The 13,587-nt window shown below is 68.9% G+C and carries 12 protein-coding genes and 1 riboswitch; of the genes, 3 read left to right on the top strand and 9 right to left on the bottom strand.

Annotated features, from left to right (window positions below; genetic code table 11):
* Positions 1 to 38 precede the first annotated feature (38 nt).
* Positions 39 to 1,529, top strand: a complete 1,491-nt coding sequence (locus KRR55_RS19220; RefSeq protein WP_217390926.1) for a response regulator transcription factor — start codon at positions 39 to 41, stop codon at positions 1,527 to 1,529.
* Here the strand turns inward: KRR55_RS19220 and KRR55_RS19225 are convergent.
* Entirely contained in the window at positions 1,520 to 1,837 is a 318-nt protein-coding gene (locus tag KRR55_RS19225) for a DMT family transporter (RefSeq protein ID WP_217390927.1), read from the bottom strand. The two genes, KRR55_RS19220 and KRR55_RS19225, sit on opposite strands and share 10 nt — an antisense overlap.
* Positions 1,838 to 1,849: 12 nt before the next feature.
* Positions 1,850 to 1,916, bottom strand: a riboswitch (guanidine-III (ykkC-III) riboswitch).
* 372 nt (positions 1,917 to 2,288) lie between these two features.
* Here KRR55_RS19225 and KRR55_RS19230 point away from each other — a divergent pair.
* Entirely contained in the window at positions 2,289 to 4,190 is a 1,902-nt protein-coding gene (locus KRR55_RS19230; protein WP_217390928.1) for a metallophosphoesterase family protein, read from the top strand.
* Positions 4,191 to 4,264: 74 nt separating this feature from the next.
* On the opposite strand, the gene KRR55_RS19235 is transcribed toward KRR55_RS19230, so the two are convergent.
* Together KRR55_RS19235 and panD are read right to left on the bottom strand one after the other, a co-directional pair.
* On the bottom strand, positions 4,265 to 5,953 hold the full coding sequence (locus tag KRR55_RS19235) for a long-chain-fatty-acid--CoA ligase (RefSeq protein WP_217390929.1): 1,689 nt from the start codon (positions 5,951 to 5,953) through the stop codon (positions 4,265 to 4,267).
* 48 nt (positions 5,954 to 6,001) lie between these two features.
* A complete protein-coding gene (gene panD / locus KRR55_RS19240; protein WP_217390930.1) occupies positions 6,002 to 6,424 on the bottom strand; it encodes an aspartate 1-decarboxylase in 423 nt (140 codons plus the stop codon).
* 483 nt (positions 6,425 to 6,907) lie between these two features.
* On the opposite strand from panD, the gene KRR55_RS19245 reads away from it, so the two are divergent.
* Entirely contained in the window at positions 6,908 to 7,951 is a 1,044-nt protein-coding gene (locus KRR55_RS19245; protein WP_217390931.1) for an NAD(P)-dependent alcohol dehydrogenase, read from the top strand.
* Positions 7,952 to 7,993: 42 nt separating this feature from the next.
* Here KRR55_RS19245 and KRR55_RS19250 read toward each other — a convergent pair whose 3' ends face one another.
* From KRR55_RS19250 to thiO, 6 genes are all read right to left on the bottom strand, one after another.
* A complete protein-coding gene (locus KRR55_RS19250; RefSeq protein WP_217390932.1) occupies positions 7,994 to 9,127 on the bottom strand; it encodes a PQQ-dependent sugar dehydrogenase in 1,134 nt (377 codons plus the stop codon).
* 61 nt (positions 9,128 to 9,188) lie between these two features.
* Complete coding sequence (moeB, locus tag KRR55_RS19255) at positions 9,189 to 10,370, bottom strand: molybdopterin-synthase adenylyltransferase MoeB (protein ID WP_254456426.1); 1,182 nt, start codon at positions 10,368 to 10,370, stop codon at positions 9,189 to 9,191.
* Between the two features lie 135 nt (positions 10,371 to 10,505).
* Entirely contained in the window at positions 10,506 to 11,165 is a 660-nt protein-coding gene (locus tag KRR55_RS19260; protein WP_217390934.1) for a 4a-hydroxytetrahydrobiopterin dehydratase, read from the bottom strand.
* Positions 11,166 to 11,189: 24 nt separating this feature from the next.
* Positions 11,190 to 11,993: a thiazole synthase gene (locus KRR55_RS19265; RefSeq protein WP_217390935.1), complete on the bottom strand. Its 804-nt coding sequence runs from the start codon at positions 11,991 to 11,993 to the stop codon at positions 11,190 to 11,192.
* A gap of 45 nt (positions 11,994 to 12,038) precedes the next feature.
* Complete coding sequence (gene thiS / locus KRR55_RS19270; RefSeq protein ID WP_217390936.1) at positions 12,039 to 12,278, bottom strand: sulfur carrier protein ThiS; 240 nt, start codon at positions 12,276 to 12,278, stop codon at positions 12,039 to 12,041.
* Positions 12,275 to 13,507, bottom strand: a complete 1,233-nt coding sequence (gene thiO / locus KRR55_RS19275; RefSeq protein WP_217390937.1) for a glycine oxidase ThiO — start codon at positions 13,505 to 13,507, stop codon at positions 12,275 to 12,277. Before thiO ends, thiS begins: the two co-directional genes overlap by 4 nt.
* Positions 13,508 to 13,587: the final 80 nt, after the last annotated feature.

Genomic DNA, 13,587 nt, shown 5'->3' on the forward strand with positions numbered 1-13,587 from the left:
CACTCACCCCGGCACCCATCGCGGATCTAGAATGGGGCATGACCCAGGCAGGAGCCGCCCCCGGTACCGGCTTCCGGGCCGCCCTGCAGTCGGCCAGGAGGGCCTCGGCGCAGCGGGACCACGCACGCGCGGCCTTCCATTTCACCGAGGCCATCGCCGCGCACGGGAGAACGCCCGAACCCGGGATCCCGCTCGGTGGCCTGCATCTTGAATTGGCGGGCGCCCATTTCCACGCGGGCGACGTTGCCTCGGCCTGGCGGGCCTGCGAGTCGGCGCTCGCCCTGGCCCGCGAAACCGGCAACGGGGCGCTGCTGGCCGACACGGCCACGGTTTTGCAGGGAATTTCGGACCGCGCGCTGGCAGCACGCGTCCACGCCCTGTGCATCGAGGCGCTCGCGCTGCTCGGCGACGGGGACCCGGTCCGGCGCAGCAGGCTCCGCGCCCAGCTGGCAGCCACCGGCGACGAGTGGCAGGGAGACCGCTATTTCGACCTCGACACCTCGGGTCCCGACACCGCCACGACGGATCCCGAAGCCGAATTCATCGCCATGCAGGCGGACCACGCCCGGTTCGTCTCCCTGGAACACGTCGAGAAGCGCCTGGATGTGGCGCGGCGGGCCACCGCCCTGGGCCGCCGGATCGGCAACGACGACTACACGGCCTGGGGGCTGCTGTGGCGGGTCGAGGCCTTCGCCCAACTCGGACGGATCGCCGACCTCACCGAGGCGACCGCGGTGCTCGAACCGCTGGTGCAGCGGCTGCGCGATGGCCAGTGGCTGTGGCGGATGTCCATGATCCGGGCCGTGCTGCTGCACCTGGAGGGCCGCTTCGATGAAGCCCGCGCAACGGCGGACCGGGCCCTCGCGGCCCGCGGCGCCACCGTCGACGAATCGGCCGCGATGACCCACCTGGTCATGGTTTCAAGCATCGCGGGGCTCACCGGGACTGGGCTCGACGAGGCCGAAGCGGGGGTCCGCCGGATCGTCGATTTCCTGCCCTATTTCGCCAAGGGCTGGTTGGCCGAGGTCCTGCTCGAGGCTGGCCGGCGCGAGGAGTCACGTGCCCTATGGCAGGCCATCGTCCCGCACCTCGACGAGGTGCGCAGCCACACCGCCGAATGGATCGTGGCAACGACCACGCATGCGGACCTATGCGTAGCCTTCGGCGACCGGGCAACCGGCGCCCGGCTCTACGGCGAGCTTTTGCCCTTCGCCCGCTTCCAGGCCTCGTCGCTCAATTCACGCCACTACGCCAAGCAGGCCACGGAACTGATGGAAAGGTTGCCTGACCTCCCGCGCCAGTTGTCTGCGCGCGAAGAAGAGGTCGCCGGATTGCTGGCCCGGGGCCTGAGCAACCGGGCGATCGCCGAACGTCTCTATCTCTCGGAGCGGACCGTGGAGAACCACGCCAGCAGCGCCCTGCGCAAACTCGGGTTCTCCTCGCGCTCGGAGATCGCGGTCTGGCACGCATTGAACCGGCAGCCGGATATCAGTGCCCGAGACGGCCGCGGGTCAACCGGTCAGGAATGAAGGGATTTCAGCCCCACGACGCCGCCGACGATCATCAGCAGGAAGAGCACCTTGAGAATCGAGAGTGACTCGGCACCCGTGGCAATCGCGTAAATCACGGTCAGTGTCGCGCCAATGCCCACCCACACGGCGTACGCGGTGCCGACCGGCAGTTCCCGCATCGCATAGGCCAACCCGGCCATGCTCAATACCAGCCCCACCCCGAAGACAACAGTGGGTGCCACCTTCGTAAATCCTTCGGACTTCCCCAGTGCGGTGGCCCATACGGCCTCGAGAACGCCGGAAACAATGAGAATCAACCATGCCATGACAAGACCCCTTGCGGGCCGTCTTGTCGCACACCGGGTACGGCACCCATCGTCCGGAATCCCCGAGTCGGGAATAGTTCCAAGATCGCACACCCTGCACGCGGGCGGCAAGTCCTCGGGCGGTCAGATCGGTCACCCCTCGCGCTTGCGCGCCGTCGCGGGAACCGCCGATGCTGGTCTATGGGCCGGCGTGGCGACGCGGCCATGGAATTTCTCGCTGGCAAGGTCATCCGGATCACTTTTCCGGACCATGCGAAGCAATGGAGGGCCTCGTGGCCACCGTTGCAGCGCATGGCCAAGCAGTCCCGGGCTGAGGACAGCAACGCGAGGCCGGCCACGGTCACCGTCCGTTCACCGGCGGGCCACCTGCGGTTGGTGCGGGTCGGGGAGGATGGGGGCGCGCGCCGCTCCCCCGGCCGCGCCAATCCAACACCGCACCGTGAGGCAATACATGAAGAAGTCCCTGTCCGCTGCCCTGGCACTTGCCGTTCTGGCCACTCCCCTGCTGGCCACCCCGGCCGGCGCCACCACCGAACGGGCCAACACCACCGTCGGCACCCGCGACGCCCAGCCCGGATTCCGCGTGCTGCCCTACCTGCAGAACCCGAAGCCGGACGCCATGACCATCAGCTGGATCAGCGAAACCGCCGACCCGGGGACCCTGAGCGTCACCGGTCCGGGCATCGGCAACGGCAAGGGCCGGGGCGCAGGCAACCAGCGCGTGCTCACCTCGACCCCGAAGTACATGCCGCTGATGGAATACACGCAGAAGGAACGGGACCAGTCCATCACCGGCCTGGTGAAGGGATCCTGGCTCAAGGCCAACTCCAACTACAAGCACACGCTCACCGTCAAGGGGCTGAAGGCGGGCAAGGACTACAACTACACAGTCGACCAGGGCGGCAAGCGCCACGAGGGCACCTTCGCCACCGCACCCGACGCCGATTCGTGGGATGACCTGCGGCTAATCGCATTCTCCGACTCCGAGACCGAACCCATGGGCCGCGTCGAGCACCGCGAGTGGGAACTGAACCCGGTCAACGGGTACACGCCCGACTCCGAACAGCGTCCCGGAACCGATTCCGCCTGGGCGCAGAAGTTCGGCTCCACCACCCGCTACGGCGACTTCACGCTGCGCTACCCGCTCAGCCAGGACACCGCGATGCGCGAGAACATGGCGGCGATCGAGGCGGCCGACCCGGATTTGATGCTCATCGCCGGCGACCTGGTCCAGGGCGCGGGCTACCAGCCTGCCTGGGACGAATTCTTCGGCTACTTCGCCGGCGAACACGGCGACCTGGCCTCCAACGTCCCGCTGGTGACGGCGCTGGGCAACTGGGAGACCTATGCGGGGATCAACGGCGGCTACGGAACCCCGGAAGACCAGTCCCCGGCCGTGATCTCGCGCAACAAGTACCTCTCCTACTTCGACAACGACGGGGACGCCGCCAACCCGGCGGCCAAGGGCTCCTACTACCGCACCGACCACGGGCCGGTGACGGTGCTGACCCTGGACTCGACCAACGGCGAACCGGACGAGAACACCAAGACCGGCACCCTCTCCGGCGCTCCCTTCTCCGGGAACGACGGCAACCTCACGGCGGGGAACCTCTCCACCGACACCCAGGGCGAGTTCACCGACGCGGACTACGACAAGGCCTACACCGAACTCTTCGCGGGCACCACCGCGGAGGATTCCGACCTGCCCAACATGTCGGTCGGCGGCGAGCAGTGGAAGTGGGCCGAGAAGCAGCTGGCCGAGGCCCGCGAGCAGGGACAGATCGTGATCGTCCAGTTCCACCACGCCGCCTACTCCTCGGGCGTGCACGGAACGCCGCCGAACCACGAACACGCGGACAACCAGTCCGGCACCGCGATGCGCGCCTACTCCCCGCTCTTTGAGAAGTACGGGGTGGCCACGGTGCTCTCCGGCCACGACGAAATGTTCGAGCGCTCCTGGGTCGACGGGGACGGCGACGGGCAGGGCTTCCACTCCTACGACGTGGGCGTCGCCTCCGACGGGCTGCGCGGCGAGCAGCAGGTGAAGAACGACGCGGGCGAGTACGAGCCGCTGCGCTTCAACACCCACTCCAAGTGGTCCGCCGCGGCCAACCAGCCCGAGACCTGGGCCACCGACGAGAGCGGAACCCAGCAGCTTCTTGACGGCGGCCTGCACTACGGGCACCTGCAGATCGACATCACCCGGCAGGGCGACGGGGCGAAGATCAAGCTCAGCCCGGTCTACCTCTTCCCGGTGCTGGACGAGGACTACAACCTGGTCAAGACCGAACGCCGGGTCTACGACGACGTCGTGGAATTCTCCGTCGGCGCCGACGGCACCGCCAAGAAGTAGCCGGCCAAACCAGCGAAGCCCCGGACGGGATGCGCACCAGTGCGGCAACCCGTCCGGGGCTTTCGCGTGGTTGCCTACAGGCCGGGCGCGACCTGCTCGCGGACCTGCTTGCGCAGGATCTTGCCCAGCATCGAGCGCGGCATCTCCTCGATGGCCACGATCCGCTTGGGCACCTTGTAGCCTGCGAGCTGTCCGCGGCAGTGCTCGCGCAGCGCGTCCTCGTCCAGTTCCGTCCCGGGTTCAAGCTCCACGGCGGCAACCACCATTTCCCCGCCGCGCCCCAGCGGATTGCCGAACGCGGCGGCATCGCGCACGTCCGGGTGGGCGCGCAGCACGGTCTCGACCTCGGTGGGCGAGACGTTGAAGCCGCCGGTGATGATCAGCTCCTTGGCGCGGTCCACGATCGTGGCGAAGCCCTCCGCATCCACCGTCACCACGTCACCGGTGCGCAGCCAGCCGTCATGGGTGAGCGTCTTGGCGGTCTCCTCGGGGTTGTTCCAGTAGCCGGCAAACACCTGCGGGCCCTTGAGCAACAGCTCGCCGGGTTCGCCCTGGGCCACCTCGAGCGCGGGGTCGTGAAGGTCCACGACCTTCATCAGCGTCGAGGGGAAAGGCACGCCGATGGTGCCGGTGCGCCGGGTGGGGTGGAACGGGTTGCCCATCGCCACCGGGGAGGACTCGGTCATCCCATAGCCCTCCACGAGCAGCCCGCCGGAGACCGACTCCCAGAGCTCGACCACGTGATCGGGCAGGTTCATGGCCCCGGAGATGCAGTACCTGGCCGAGCGCAGCGAGACGCCCTTTTCCCTGGCCGCCATGGCCGTGCGCTCGTAGATCGGCGGGACGGCGCAGTACACCGTGGCCGGGGACTTCTTCATGGCCTGAAGCACCAGGTCGGGGTCGAACTTCGGGAAAAGCACCAGCAGGCCCTGCTTCTTCACTCCGAAGGTCAGGTACAGGGTCATCCCGAAGGCGTGGAACATCGGCAGGATCGCGTAAAGGATTTCCTTGCGTTCCTGCGCCCCGGCCATCCAGGCCTCGCCCTGCAGGGCGTTGGAGTACAGGTTGTAGTGGGTGAGCATCGCGCCCTTGGGCTTGCCCGTGGTCCCGGAGGTGTACTGGATGACCGCGAGGTCCCCGACGGCCGGGCGCGGGTGGGCGGCATCGATCCGATCTGCCTTGAGCAGGTCCTTCCAGGGCATGGTCCCGGGCGCGGCAGCGGTCAGTGCGGCCTTGGAGGCGCGCAGCTTCCCCAGCGGGAGGTTCAGGGCCAGGCGCTTCACGGCCGGGAAGGCCTCGAGCAGGTTCACCGAGACCACGGTGTCGATGCGCACGTCTTCCGGGAACTGGCGCACGGACTCGGCCGCCTTGTCCCAGGCGATCACCACCCGTGCCTGGTGGTCCTCGAATTGGTGGCGCAGCTCGCGCGGGGTGTAGAGCGGGTTGTGTTCCACGACCACGGCGCCCAGGCGCAGCACCGCGTAGAACGCCACGACGTGCTGCGGGCAGTTGGGCAGGATCAGGGCAACCCGGTCCCCGGCGCGCACGCCGAGCAGGCGCAGGCCCTCGGCGGCGCGCTCCACCTGCTCGCCGAGCTCCCGGTAGCTGGTGCGCCGGCCGAAGAACTCGGTGGCGGGACTGTCCCCGGCCTCGGCGACCGAGCGCTCGAACATCGCGCTCAGCGATTCGGTGGGCAGCTCGATCTCGGCCGGGACCCCCGGCTGGTAGTTCCTGGTCCAGGGGTGCGCGGCGGTGTTCTCCATGGTTCCATCATGCCGCTTTTCACGGCAGGGGAACGACCTGGCGGATTCTCAGGCGTCGGCGAAGATGGCGAAGGGCGGTGTTTGCAGGCCGTCGGCGAGCGCCTCGGCGGGATCGGTGCCCAGCGCCCGGATGGCGTTGCGCTCGTCCACGTGCACCACGGACGGCTTGAAGGCGCGGGCCTCGGCATTGGTCATGGAGGCGTAGGTGATGATGATGACCAGGTCCCCGACGTTGACCAGGTGGGCGGCGGCGCCGTTGATGCCGATGACCCCCGAACCGCGCTCCCCGGCAATCGTGTAGGTCTCCAGCCGGGCGCCGTTGGTGACGTCGACGATCGAGACCAGTTCCCCCGGAAGGATGTCAGCCGCGTCCAAAAGGTCGGCGTCGATGGTGACGGATCCGACGTAGTGCAGGTCCGCGTGCGTTACCGTGGCGCGGTGGATCTTGGACTTGAACATGGTGCGCTGCATAGGGGGATCTCCTGGAGGGGGTTGTGCAGGGACCGGCATTCATCCTCGGATGCCCTCCCCGGGCCGCCGGCTTGGTGCAGTGAGTGTTCCGGCGCCTAAGACATTGTAGACGCGCCCGCTTCCGGTTGTCTGTGACGTATTTGGAGTGAGGCAGCCTCACTCCAAATACGTCACAGACGCCTGGATTCGGAAGCGGGCCGCCGGGACAGCACGAATTCACTCATGGGCTGGCAATCCGCGGCGTTATTGCCGACGGCGACAACGCCAGCCGCGGCCGCGGCATCGAGGCACGCCCTGGCGATACGTGTACCAACAGGGCCTCCCTGGCCGGTGTCCCGGGTGGTTTGATTGACTGGGACATATCGACGCACCCTCCGGTGCGGACCGGGACCCGGACCCCTCCGCCGCCACGCGGCGGGCGTACACGGGCCCGCGTCGGATCCATCCCGCAGCGAAAAACTTCCTATCGCACTACGGAGAACCATGCTTCAAGTCAATGCCTATGCCGCCGAATCCGCCACGGGAGACCTCGTTCCCACCCGCATCGACCGCCGCGAGGTCGGGGCGCACGACGTGCTGATCAGTATCAAGTACTCCGGGATCTGCCACTCGGACATCCACACCGTCCGCGGCGAATGGGGCCCGCAGCAGTACCCGCTGGTCCCGGGCCACGAGATCGCCGGCATCGTCACCGAGGTCGGCGCCGCGGTCACCCGGCACGCCGTGGGCGACCGCGTGGGCGTTGGCTGCATGGTCAACTCCTGCCGCGAATGCCGCCACTGCCTGGCCGGCGAGGAGCAGTACTGCCTGAAGGGCAACATCGGGACCTACGGCGCCACGGATGTCGACGGAACCATCACCCAGGGCGGCTACGCCACGGCCGTGGTGGTGAACGAGGACTTCGTGGTGAACATCCCCGCCGCCCTGGAACTCGACGTCGCAGCTCCCCTGCTCTGCGCCGGCATCACCACCTACTCGCCGCTGCGCCACTGGGGCGCCGGACCGGGCAAGAAGGTTGCGGTGATCGGTCTCGGCGGACTCGGGCACATGGCGGTCAAGATCGCCCATGCCATGGGCGCGGAGGTCACCGTGCTGTCGCGGACGCTCAAGAAGCAGGAAGACGGCCTGAAGCTGGGCGCCGAGAACTACTACGCCACCAGCGACGAGGGAACGTTCGACGTGCTGGCGGGATCCTTCGACCTGATCGTGAACACGGTCAGCGCCGGCATCGACATCAGCGCCTTCCTGCAGCTGTTGGCCCTCGACGGCACCCTGGTCAACGTCGGCGCCCCGGCCGAGCCGCTGCCCGTCAACGTGTTTTCGCTGATCACGGGCAGGCGCTCGTTTGCCGGTTCGATGATCGGCGGCATCCGCGAGACCCAGGAAATGCTGGACTTCTGCGCCGAGCACAAGATCGCCGCCGAGGTCGAGGTCATCGCGGCCGAGGACATCAACAAGGCCTACGGGCGCGTGCTTGCCTCGGATGTCCACTACCGCTTCGTTATCGACGCGGCAACGCTGGCCTAGGTTCCGCACGGCTTCCGCGGCGGCGGGCAAGCCGGCGGATTCCTACCCCCGGCCCAGGCGCACGCCCAAGAGGCGGTCGTCGTCGGGGCCGGGGTTGCCCCGCCCGTCGGTGTTGTTGGTGAGGAACCACAGCTCCCCGTCCGGGGACACTGCCACGTCCCGGATCCTTCCAAACTCTCCGTTGTAATGTTCGGTGGAGGTGGAGGGGTCGGCAACGGGCACCTGGCGCAGCACCGATCCGCGCAGGTTCGCGATGAACAGCGTCCCGTCCACGTGCACCATGCCGCTGGGACTCGCCGCACCGGGCTCCCACTGCTGCACGGGGTCGGTGAAGCCCTCCCCGTCGGCGATGCCCTCGACCGTTGGCCAGCCGTAGTTGGCGCCCGGGGTGATGATGTTCAGTTCGTCCCAGGTGTTTTGCCCGAATTCGGCCGCGAACATGGTGCCGTCCTTCGCCCAGGCCAGGCCCTGCGGGTTGCGGTGCCCGTAGCTGTAGACCAGCGAGCCGGGGAACGGATTGTCAGGTGGCACCGTTCCCTCGGCGGTCATCCGCAGGATCTTGCCGCCCAGGGAGTCCAGGTCCTGCGCGCTGCCGCCCGCTCCGGCGTCGCCCGCCGTGGCGTAGAGCATCCCGTCGGGGCCAAAGGCCAGGCGCCCGCCGTTGTGGACGCCTGCCGCGGGGATTGACTCCAGGATCGTCTCGGAGCTGCCCAGGCCCAGCGACCCGGGCGCACCGGTCAGCTCGAAGCGCTGGATCCGGTTGCCCCCGGCCGCGGTCGAGTACACGTACAGGCGGTCCCGGGAATCGACGGCAAGGCCCAGTAGTCCGCCCTCCCCGCCATGCTGCACGCCGGGGACGGTTCCGATGGCGCGCGTGGTGCCGTCGGCGGAGAGTTCAAGGATGCGGGCGGAGTCGCGTTCGCTGAGAAGCGGGGTTCCGTTGCGGAACACCACCGACCAAGGTGCCTCCAAACCGGTGGCCACCGCCCGCGGGGTTCCCGCCGGCGCCGGGTCCCGGGGCGGTGCCGAGGTGGCCGTCCCGGATGCAGAGACGGACGGGGAGGGCGGGGTCGTGGCAGGGTCCGGGCCGGTCGGCGGCGCCGGGGTGCAGGAACCCAGCACGACGGCGATCCCCAGCCCGGCCGCGAACAGTGAGGCCGCGCGTACATGTTTCATGGTTTTCCCCCGGCGTTGGATGCTGACAGCGGGACCGCGAACGGCCCCATGAGCGCGGTGCTCAGGCCATGGTCGCCCACGCATCGATCCCGCCCCTCAGGTGCACCACGTCCGGGTAGCCGGCGGCGCGCAGGGCATCCAGCGCCTGCCCGGAGCGGACCCCTGACTTGCAGTGCAGGATCAGCGGCACGCCGCGCGGGATCTCGTCCAGCGCGGATCCGTCCTTGATTCCCGCGAGGGGCACCAGCACGGACCCGGGGATGCGTGAGATCTCGAATTCCACCGGCTCGCGCACATCGAGCAGGACGAATTCCTCGGCCCCCGTGTCCCTTCCGGCCAGCCGGTCGGCCAGCTCCCCGACCCCGATCAGGGCCTCGTCCGCTTCTTCCCGGTTCTCGGTCGCGGAGATTCCGCAGAAGCTCCCGTAGTCGATGAGTCCGGTGATCGGGGAGGCCTCCGGGTCCCGGGAGATGCGCAGTTCGCGCCAGCGTGCGCCGAGCGCGTCGAAGACCAACAGCCGGCCCAGCAGGGACTCGCCGACCCCGGTGATGAGCTTGACGGCCTCGGTGACCATCATGGCCCCGATCGAGGCACACAGCATACCGAAGACACCGCCCTCCGCGCAGGAGGGGACGGTGCCCGCCGCCGGAGGTTCCGGGTAGAGGTCCCGGTAGTTCGGGCCGTGTTTGGCCCAGAAAACGCTCACCTGGCCGTCAAAGCGCAGGATCGAACCCCAGACGTAGGGCTTGCCCAGCAGCGCCGCGGCGTCGTTGACCAGATAGCGGGTGGCAAAGTTGTCCGCCCCGTCCAGGATGACGTCGTAGCCGGCGAAGATCTCCAGCACATTGGTCGAATCCAGCCGCACCGGGTGCAGCACGACATCCACCCCGGGGTTGATGGCGGCAATCGAGTCGTGGGCGGACTCCAGCTTGGTACGGCCGATGTCGTGCACCCCGTGGATCACCTGGCGTTGCAGGTTGCTCAGTTCCACGGTGTCGTCATCGACGATTCCCAGCGTCCCCACGCCGGCGGCGGCCAGATACAGCAGCGCGGGCGAGCCCAGGCCACCGGCGCCGATGACCAGCACCCTGGCGTTGCGCAGCCTCCGCTGCCCGGTCAACCCGATCTCGGGCATCAGGGCGTGGCGGGAATAGCGTTCCAGTTCCGGGGCGGAAAGGGCCGGCCCCGGCTCCACCAGGGGCGGCAACGATGCAATGGTGTTTTCGACGTGCGTCCTGCTCAATGAAACCTGCCTTGGATGACAAAAGGGACAACAAAAATGATGTGCCGCATGCGGCCGGAACAAAATCGGGCAGCCGCGCGAGGCATTGTGCGGATGGCCTTTGATGGGCAAGGCCATTGCCCATCCGGGGGGCGGCTAGCCGATATCGCGGCCTTCCTCGGTGCAGAGGCACAGCCTGTTGCCCTGCACGTCGGTGGCCACCACGAACCTGGGTGCGGACTCGGGATCCAGTGCCGCGCCGGTGGCTTCCAGCTGCCTGAGGATGGCAGAGCTTTCACTGTGGGGCACCGTGACATCGAGGTGGAAGCGGTTGGCATTGGGCGTGGCGGTTTTCTGGAACCAAATGGCCGGCCCGCGGCCGAAGGGGTCGGCCAGGCTGCCGTCCTCCTGCCGCTTGTAGCCCAGCGCCGCGCGCCAGGTCTCCGAGATGGCGTCCTCGTCGTCGGTGTCGATGGCGATCTCCACGGTGCGCAGCAGTTCCGGCCGGGCCGTGGCACCGGCGTTCTGCGCCTCGGCGGAAATCGACCTGGCCAGCGCCGCATCGCGCGCGCTCACCCTGCTCCCCGCGTCATGCGAGGTCAGGGTGATGAACAAGATGTCGTAGCGCCAGTCGATGTCCGGATGGTGGTTGGCTTCCTGGGCCAGTGCGCCGATGGTGGAGAACAGTGCCAGCGCCGAGGCCGAGGACTGGCACTTCAGCGCGGTGCGCAGCGCCCCCATTCCGTAGCGCCACTGCGGCAGCTGCAGCAGGTTTGCCTGGACTTGTTCGAGTGTCAGAACGTCTTTGGCGGGCATGGTTCGCTCCTTCGGGTTCCGGTTCTAGAGATCCGGGCGTCCCTCCATGGCGGAGGAGGCCAGGGCGTGCGTGCGCCTGGGGATGCGCCCTGCTTGTGCCGCCAGTCTGCCACCAATGACCGCATGTCTAAAGGCCTGTGCCATCGCCACCGGATCCTGTGCCCGGGTCACCGCGGAGGCCAGCAGCACCGCGTCGCACCCCAGCTCCATGGCCAGTGCCGCGTCGGAGGCGGTGCCGATCCCGGCATCGAGGATGACCGGGACGGAGGCCCGGGAGACAATCAACTCGATGTTGTGCGGGTTCAGGATTCCCAGCCCGGTGCCGATCGGGGCGCCCAGCGGCATGACCGCCGCGGCCCCGAGCTGCTCCAGGCGCAGCGCCAGCACCGGGTCGTCGTTGGTGTAGGCGAAGACCTTGAATCCGCGCTCCACCAGCGCCTCGGTGGCCTCGACAAGCTCGAGCGCGTCGGGAAGCAGCGTGTGCTCGTCGGCGATCACCTCGAGCTTCACCCAGTCGGTCTCCAGCGCCTCGCGGCCCAGTTCCGCGGTCATCACCGCCTCGCGGGCGGTGAAGCAGCCGGCGGTGTTGGGCAGCACGCGGATGTTGTTCTCCAACAGCAGGTCAAAGAGGTTGGTGCCGCCGGTGGAGCCCGGGCCGGGAGCGCTGTAGCGGCGCATGGCCACGGTGGTCAGCTCGGTGCCGGAGGCAACCAGCGCCGCCCCCAGTCCGTCCAGGCTCGGGGCGCCGCCGGTGCCCATGATGAGCCGGGAGCCCAGGGCGATGCCGTCGATGACCAGTGGTTCGGCCTGCGTGAGTGTCTGTGTCATGGTCCTTCGCTTTCTTCCAAGAGGGGACGGTGGTTTGGGGGGTGGTTAGCCGCCCTGGACGGCGGTGACGATCTCGATGTCGTCGTGCCGCTGGAGCGCTGTCACGGCCCATTGGCTGCGCGGGACGATCCCGGAGTTGCGCGCCACCGCCACGCCGAGGCGCCCGCCGTCCGCGGGCTTGCCGGTGGGAAGCAGCTCGCGGCCGGTGACGTCGGTGACCAGGTCGGCCAGGGTGGTTCCGGCGGCCAGCGGCCGGGGGGCTCCGTTGAGCTGGATGGTGCTCATGCATACTCCTTGGGTTGCAATGCCGGCGAAAACCGGTCGGGTCGGAAGCGGTCCCAGGCCGTGTTGCCGCGGCCGGCGACCAGCTCGAGGACGATGTGGGCGGCGACGGGCGTGAGCAGCACGCCGTGGCGGAAGAACCCGGTGGCGATCAGCAGCCCCGGAACATCCGCACCGTCCCCGGCGGCGACGCGTCCGAGCAGCGGCGCGTTGTCGGGCGTCCCGGGGCGGGCGCGGGCGGTGGTCTCGATCAGTTCGAGCTCGGCGACCGCGGGCAGCAGCACCTGCGCGTCGCGCAGCAGCTGGTGTACTCCCCCGGCGCTGACCCCGGGACTGGAGTCCTCGCGGGCCGTCGCGCCGATGACCACGGTGTGGTCTTCGCGCGGGACCACGTAGACCGGCAGCCCGCGCACCATCCCGCGCAGCGTGGCGGTGGTCAGCGGGCGCAGGTGTGCGGGCACGCGCAGCCGCAGGATGTCCCCGTGCACCGGGCGCAGCGGAAGCACCAGCGATTCGGGCAACCCTCCGAAGCCCGCGGCACCCAGGCCGTTGGCCAGGATCGTCTCGCGGGCATGGATCTGAGTGCCGTCCCCCAGGCGCACCCCGGTGACCCGGGAGCCGGAGTCGGCGGGGTCCTCGTGCAGCAGGGTCGTCGCCCGGGCGCGGACGAGGGTCTTCGGCGGTTCGGTCCCGTCGCGTTCGCGGCCAACGGCGGCCAGGCGCGCCATGATGGCCCTGGCTAGGGCCCGCGGGTCGACCTGGTGGTCCTGCTCGATCAGGTGGGCGGCGGAAATGTTCGGCGACAGCATCGGCTCGAGCGCCCGGGCTTCCCGGGTGGTCAGCCGGGCGACCCGGAGTCCCTGGCGGGCTTGCGCCTCGCGCAGGTCGCCCAGGGCCGCGCGGTCGGCGGCATCGGCGCCGAGGGCCAGCGTGGGGGTGGTGCGGAATCCCGGGTCCAGGCCCGTCTCGGCGGCCAGCATCCGGGCAAAGGCTGGCCAGCGGGCCGACGAGTCCAGGGTGAGGGAGAGCAGGTCCTCTTCCTGGTAGTGCAGCTCACTGACCGGGGCCAGCATGCCGGCGGCGGCAAAGGTGGCGCCGGCGGCGGGGTCCGGGTCGATCAGCGCGATCCGGTGCCCGGCGCGCTGGGCTTCCAGGGCGATGCCCAGGCCGATGATTCCGCCGCCGATGACGGCAATGTCGGTGGACAGGGGGTCGGGCACGGTGCACGACATCGAGGTCTCCTTCCCTACGCCGGTATTAGCCGGATCAGGTTCCACGCCGCCCCGGTGTGGGGGTGGCGTCTGTCGGTCGG

The organism is Paeniglutamicibacter quisquiliarum (assembly GCF_019084045.1).
Taxonomy (GTDB): Bacteria; Actinomycetota; Actinomycetes; order Actinomycetales; family Micrococcaceae; genus Paeniglutamicibacter; species Paeniglutamicibacter quisquiliarum.

Coding starts and splice junctions, on each gene's coding strand:
- KRR55_RS19220 (WP_217390926.1), top strand. CDS start 39: ATGACCCAGGCAGGAGCCGCCCCCGGTACCGGCTTCCGGGCCGCCCTG.
- KRR55_RS19225 (WP_217390927.1), bottom strand. CDS start 1,837: ATGGCATGGTTGATTCTCATTGTTTCCGGCGTTCTCGAGGCCGTATGG.
- KRR55_RS19230 (WP_217390928.1), top strand. CDS start 2,289: ATGAAGAAGTCCCTGTCCGCTGCCCTGGCACTTGCCGTTCTGGCCACT.
- KRR55_RS19235 (WP_217390929.1), bottom strand. CDS start 5,953: ATGGAGAACACCGCCGCGCACCCCTGGACCAGGAACTACCAGCCGGGG.
- panD (WP_217390930.1), bottom strand. CDS start 6,424: ATGCAGCGCACCATGTTCAAGTCCAAGATCCACCGCGCCACGGTAACG.
- KRR55_RS19245 (WP_217390931.1), top strand. CDS start 6,908: ATGCTTCAAGTCAATGCCTATGCCGCCGAATCCGCCACGGGAGACCTC.
- KRR55_RS19250 (WP_217390932.1), bottom strand. CDS start 9,127: ATGAAACATGTACGCGCGGCCTCACTGTTCGCGGCCGGGCTGGGGATC.
- KRR55_RS19260 (WP_217390934.1), bottom strand. CDS start 11,165: ATGCCCGCCAAAGACGTTCTGACACTCGAACAAGTCCAGGCAAACCTG.
- KRR55_RS19265 (WP_217390935.1), bottom strand. CDS start 11,993: ATGACACAGACACTCACGCAGGCCGAACCACTGGTCATCGACGGCATC.
- thiS (WP_217390936.1), bottom strand. CDS start 12,278: ATGAGCACCATCCAGCTCAACGGAGCCCCCCGGCCGCTGGCCGCCGGA.
- thiO (WP_217390937.1), bottom strand. CDS start 13,507: ATGTCGTGCACCGTGCCCGACCCCCTGTCCACCGACATTGCCGTCATC.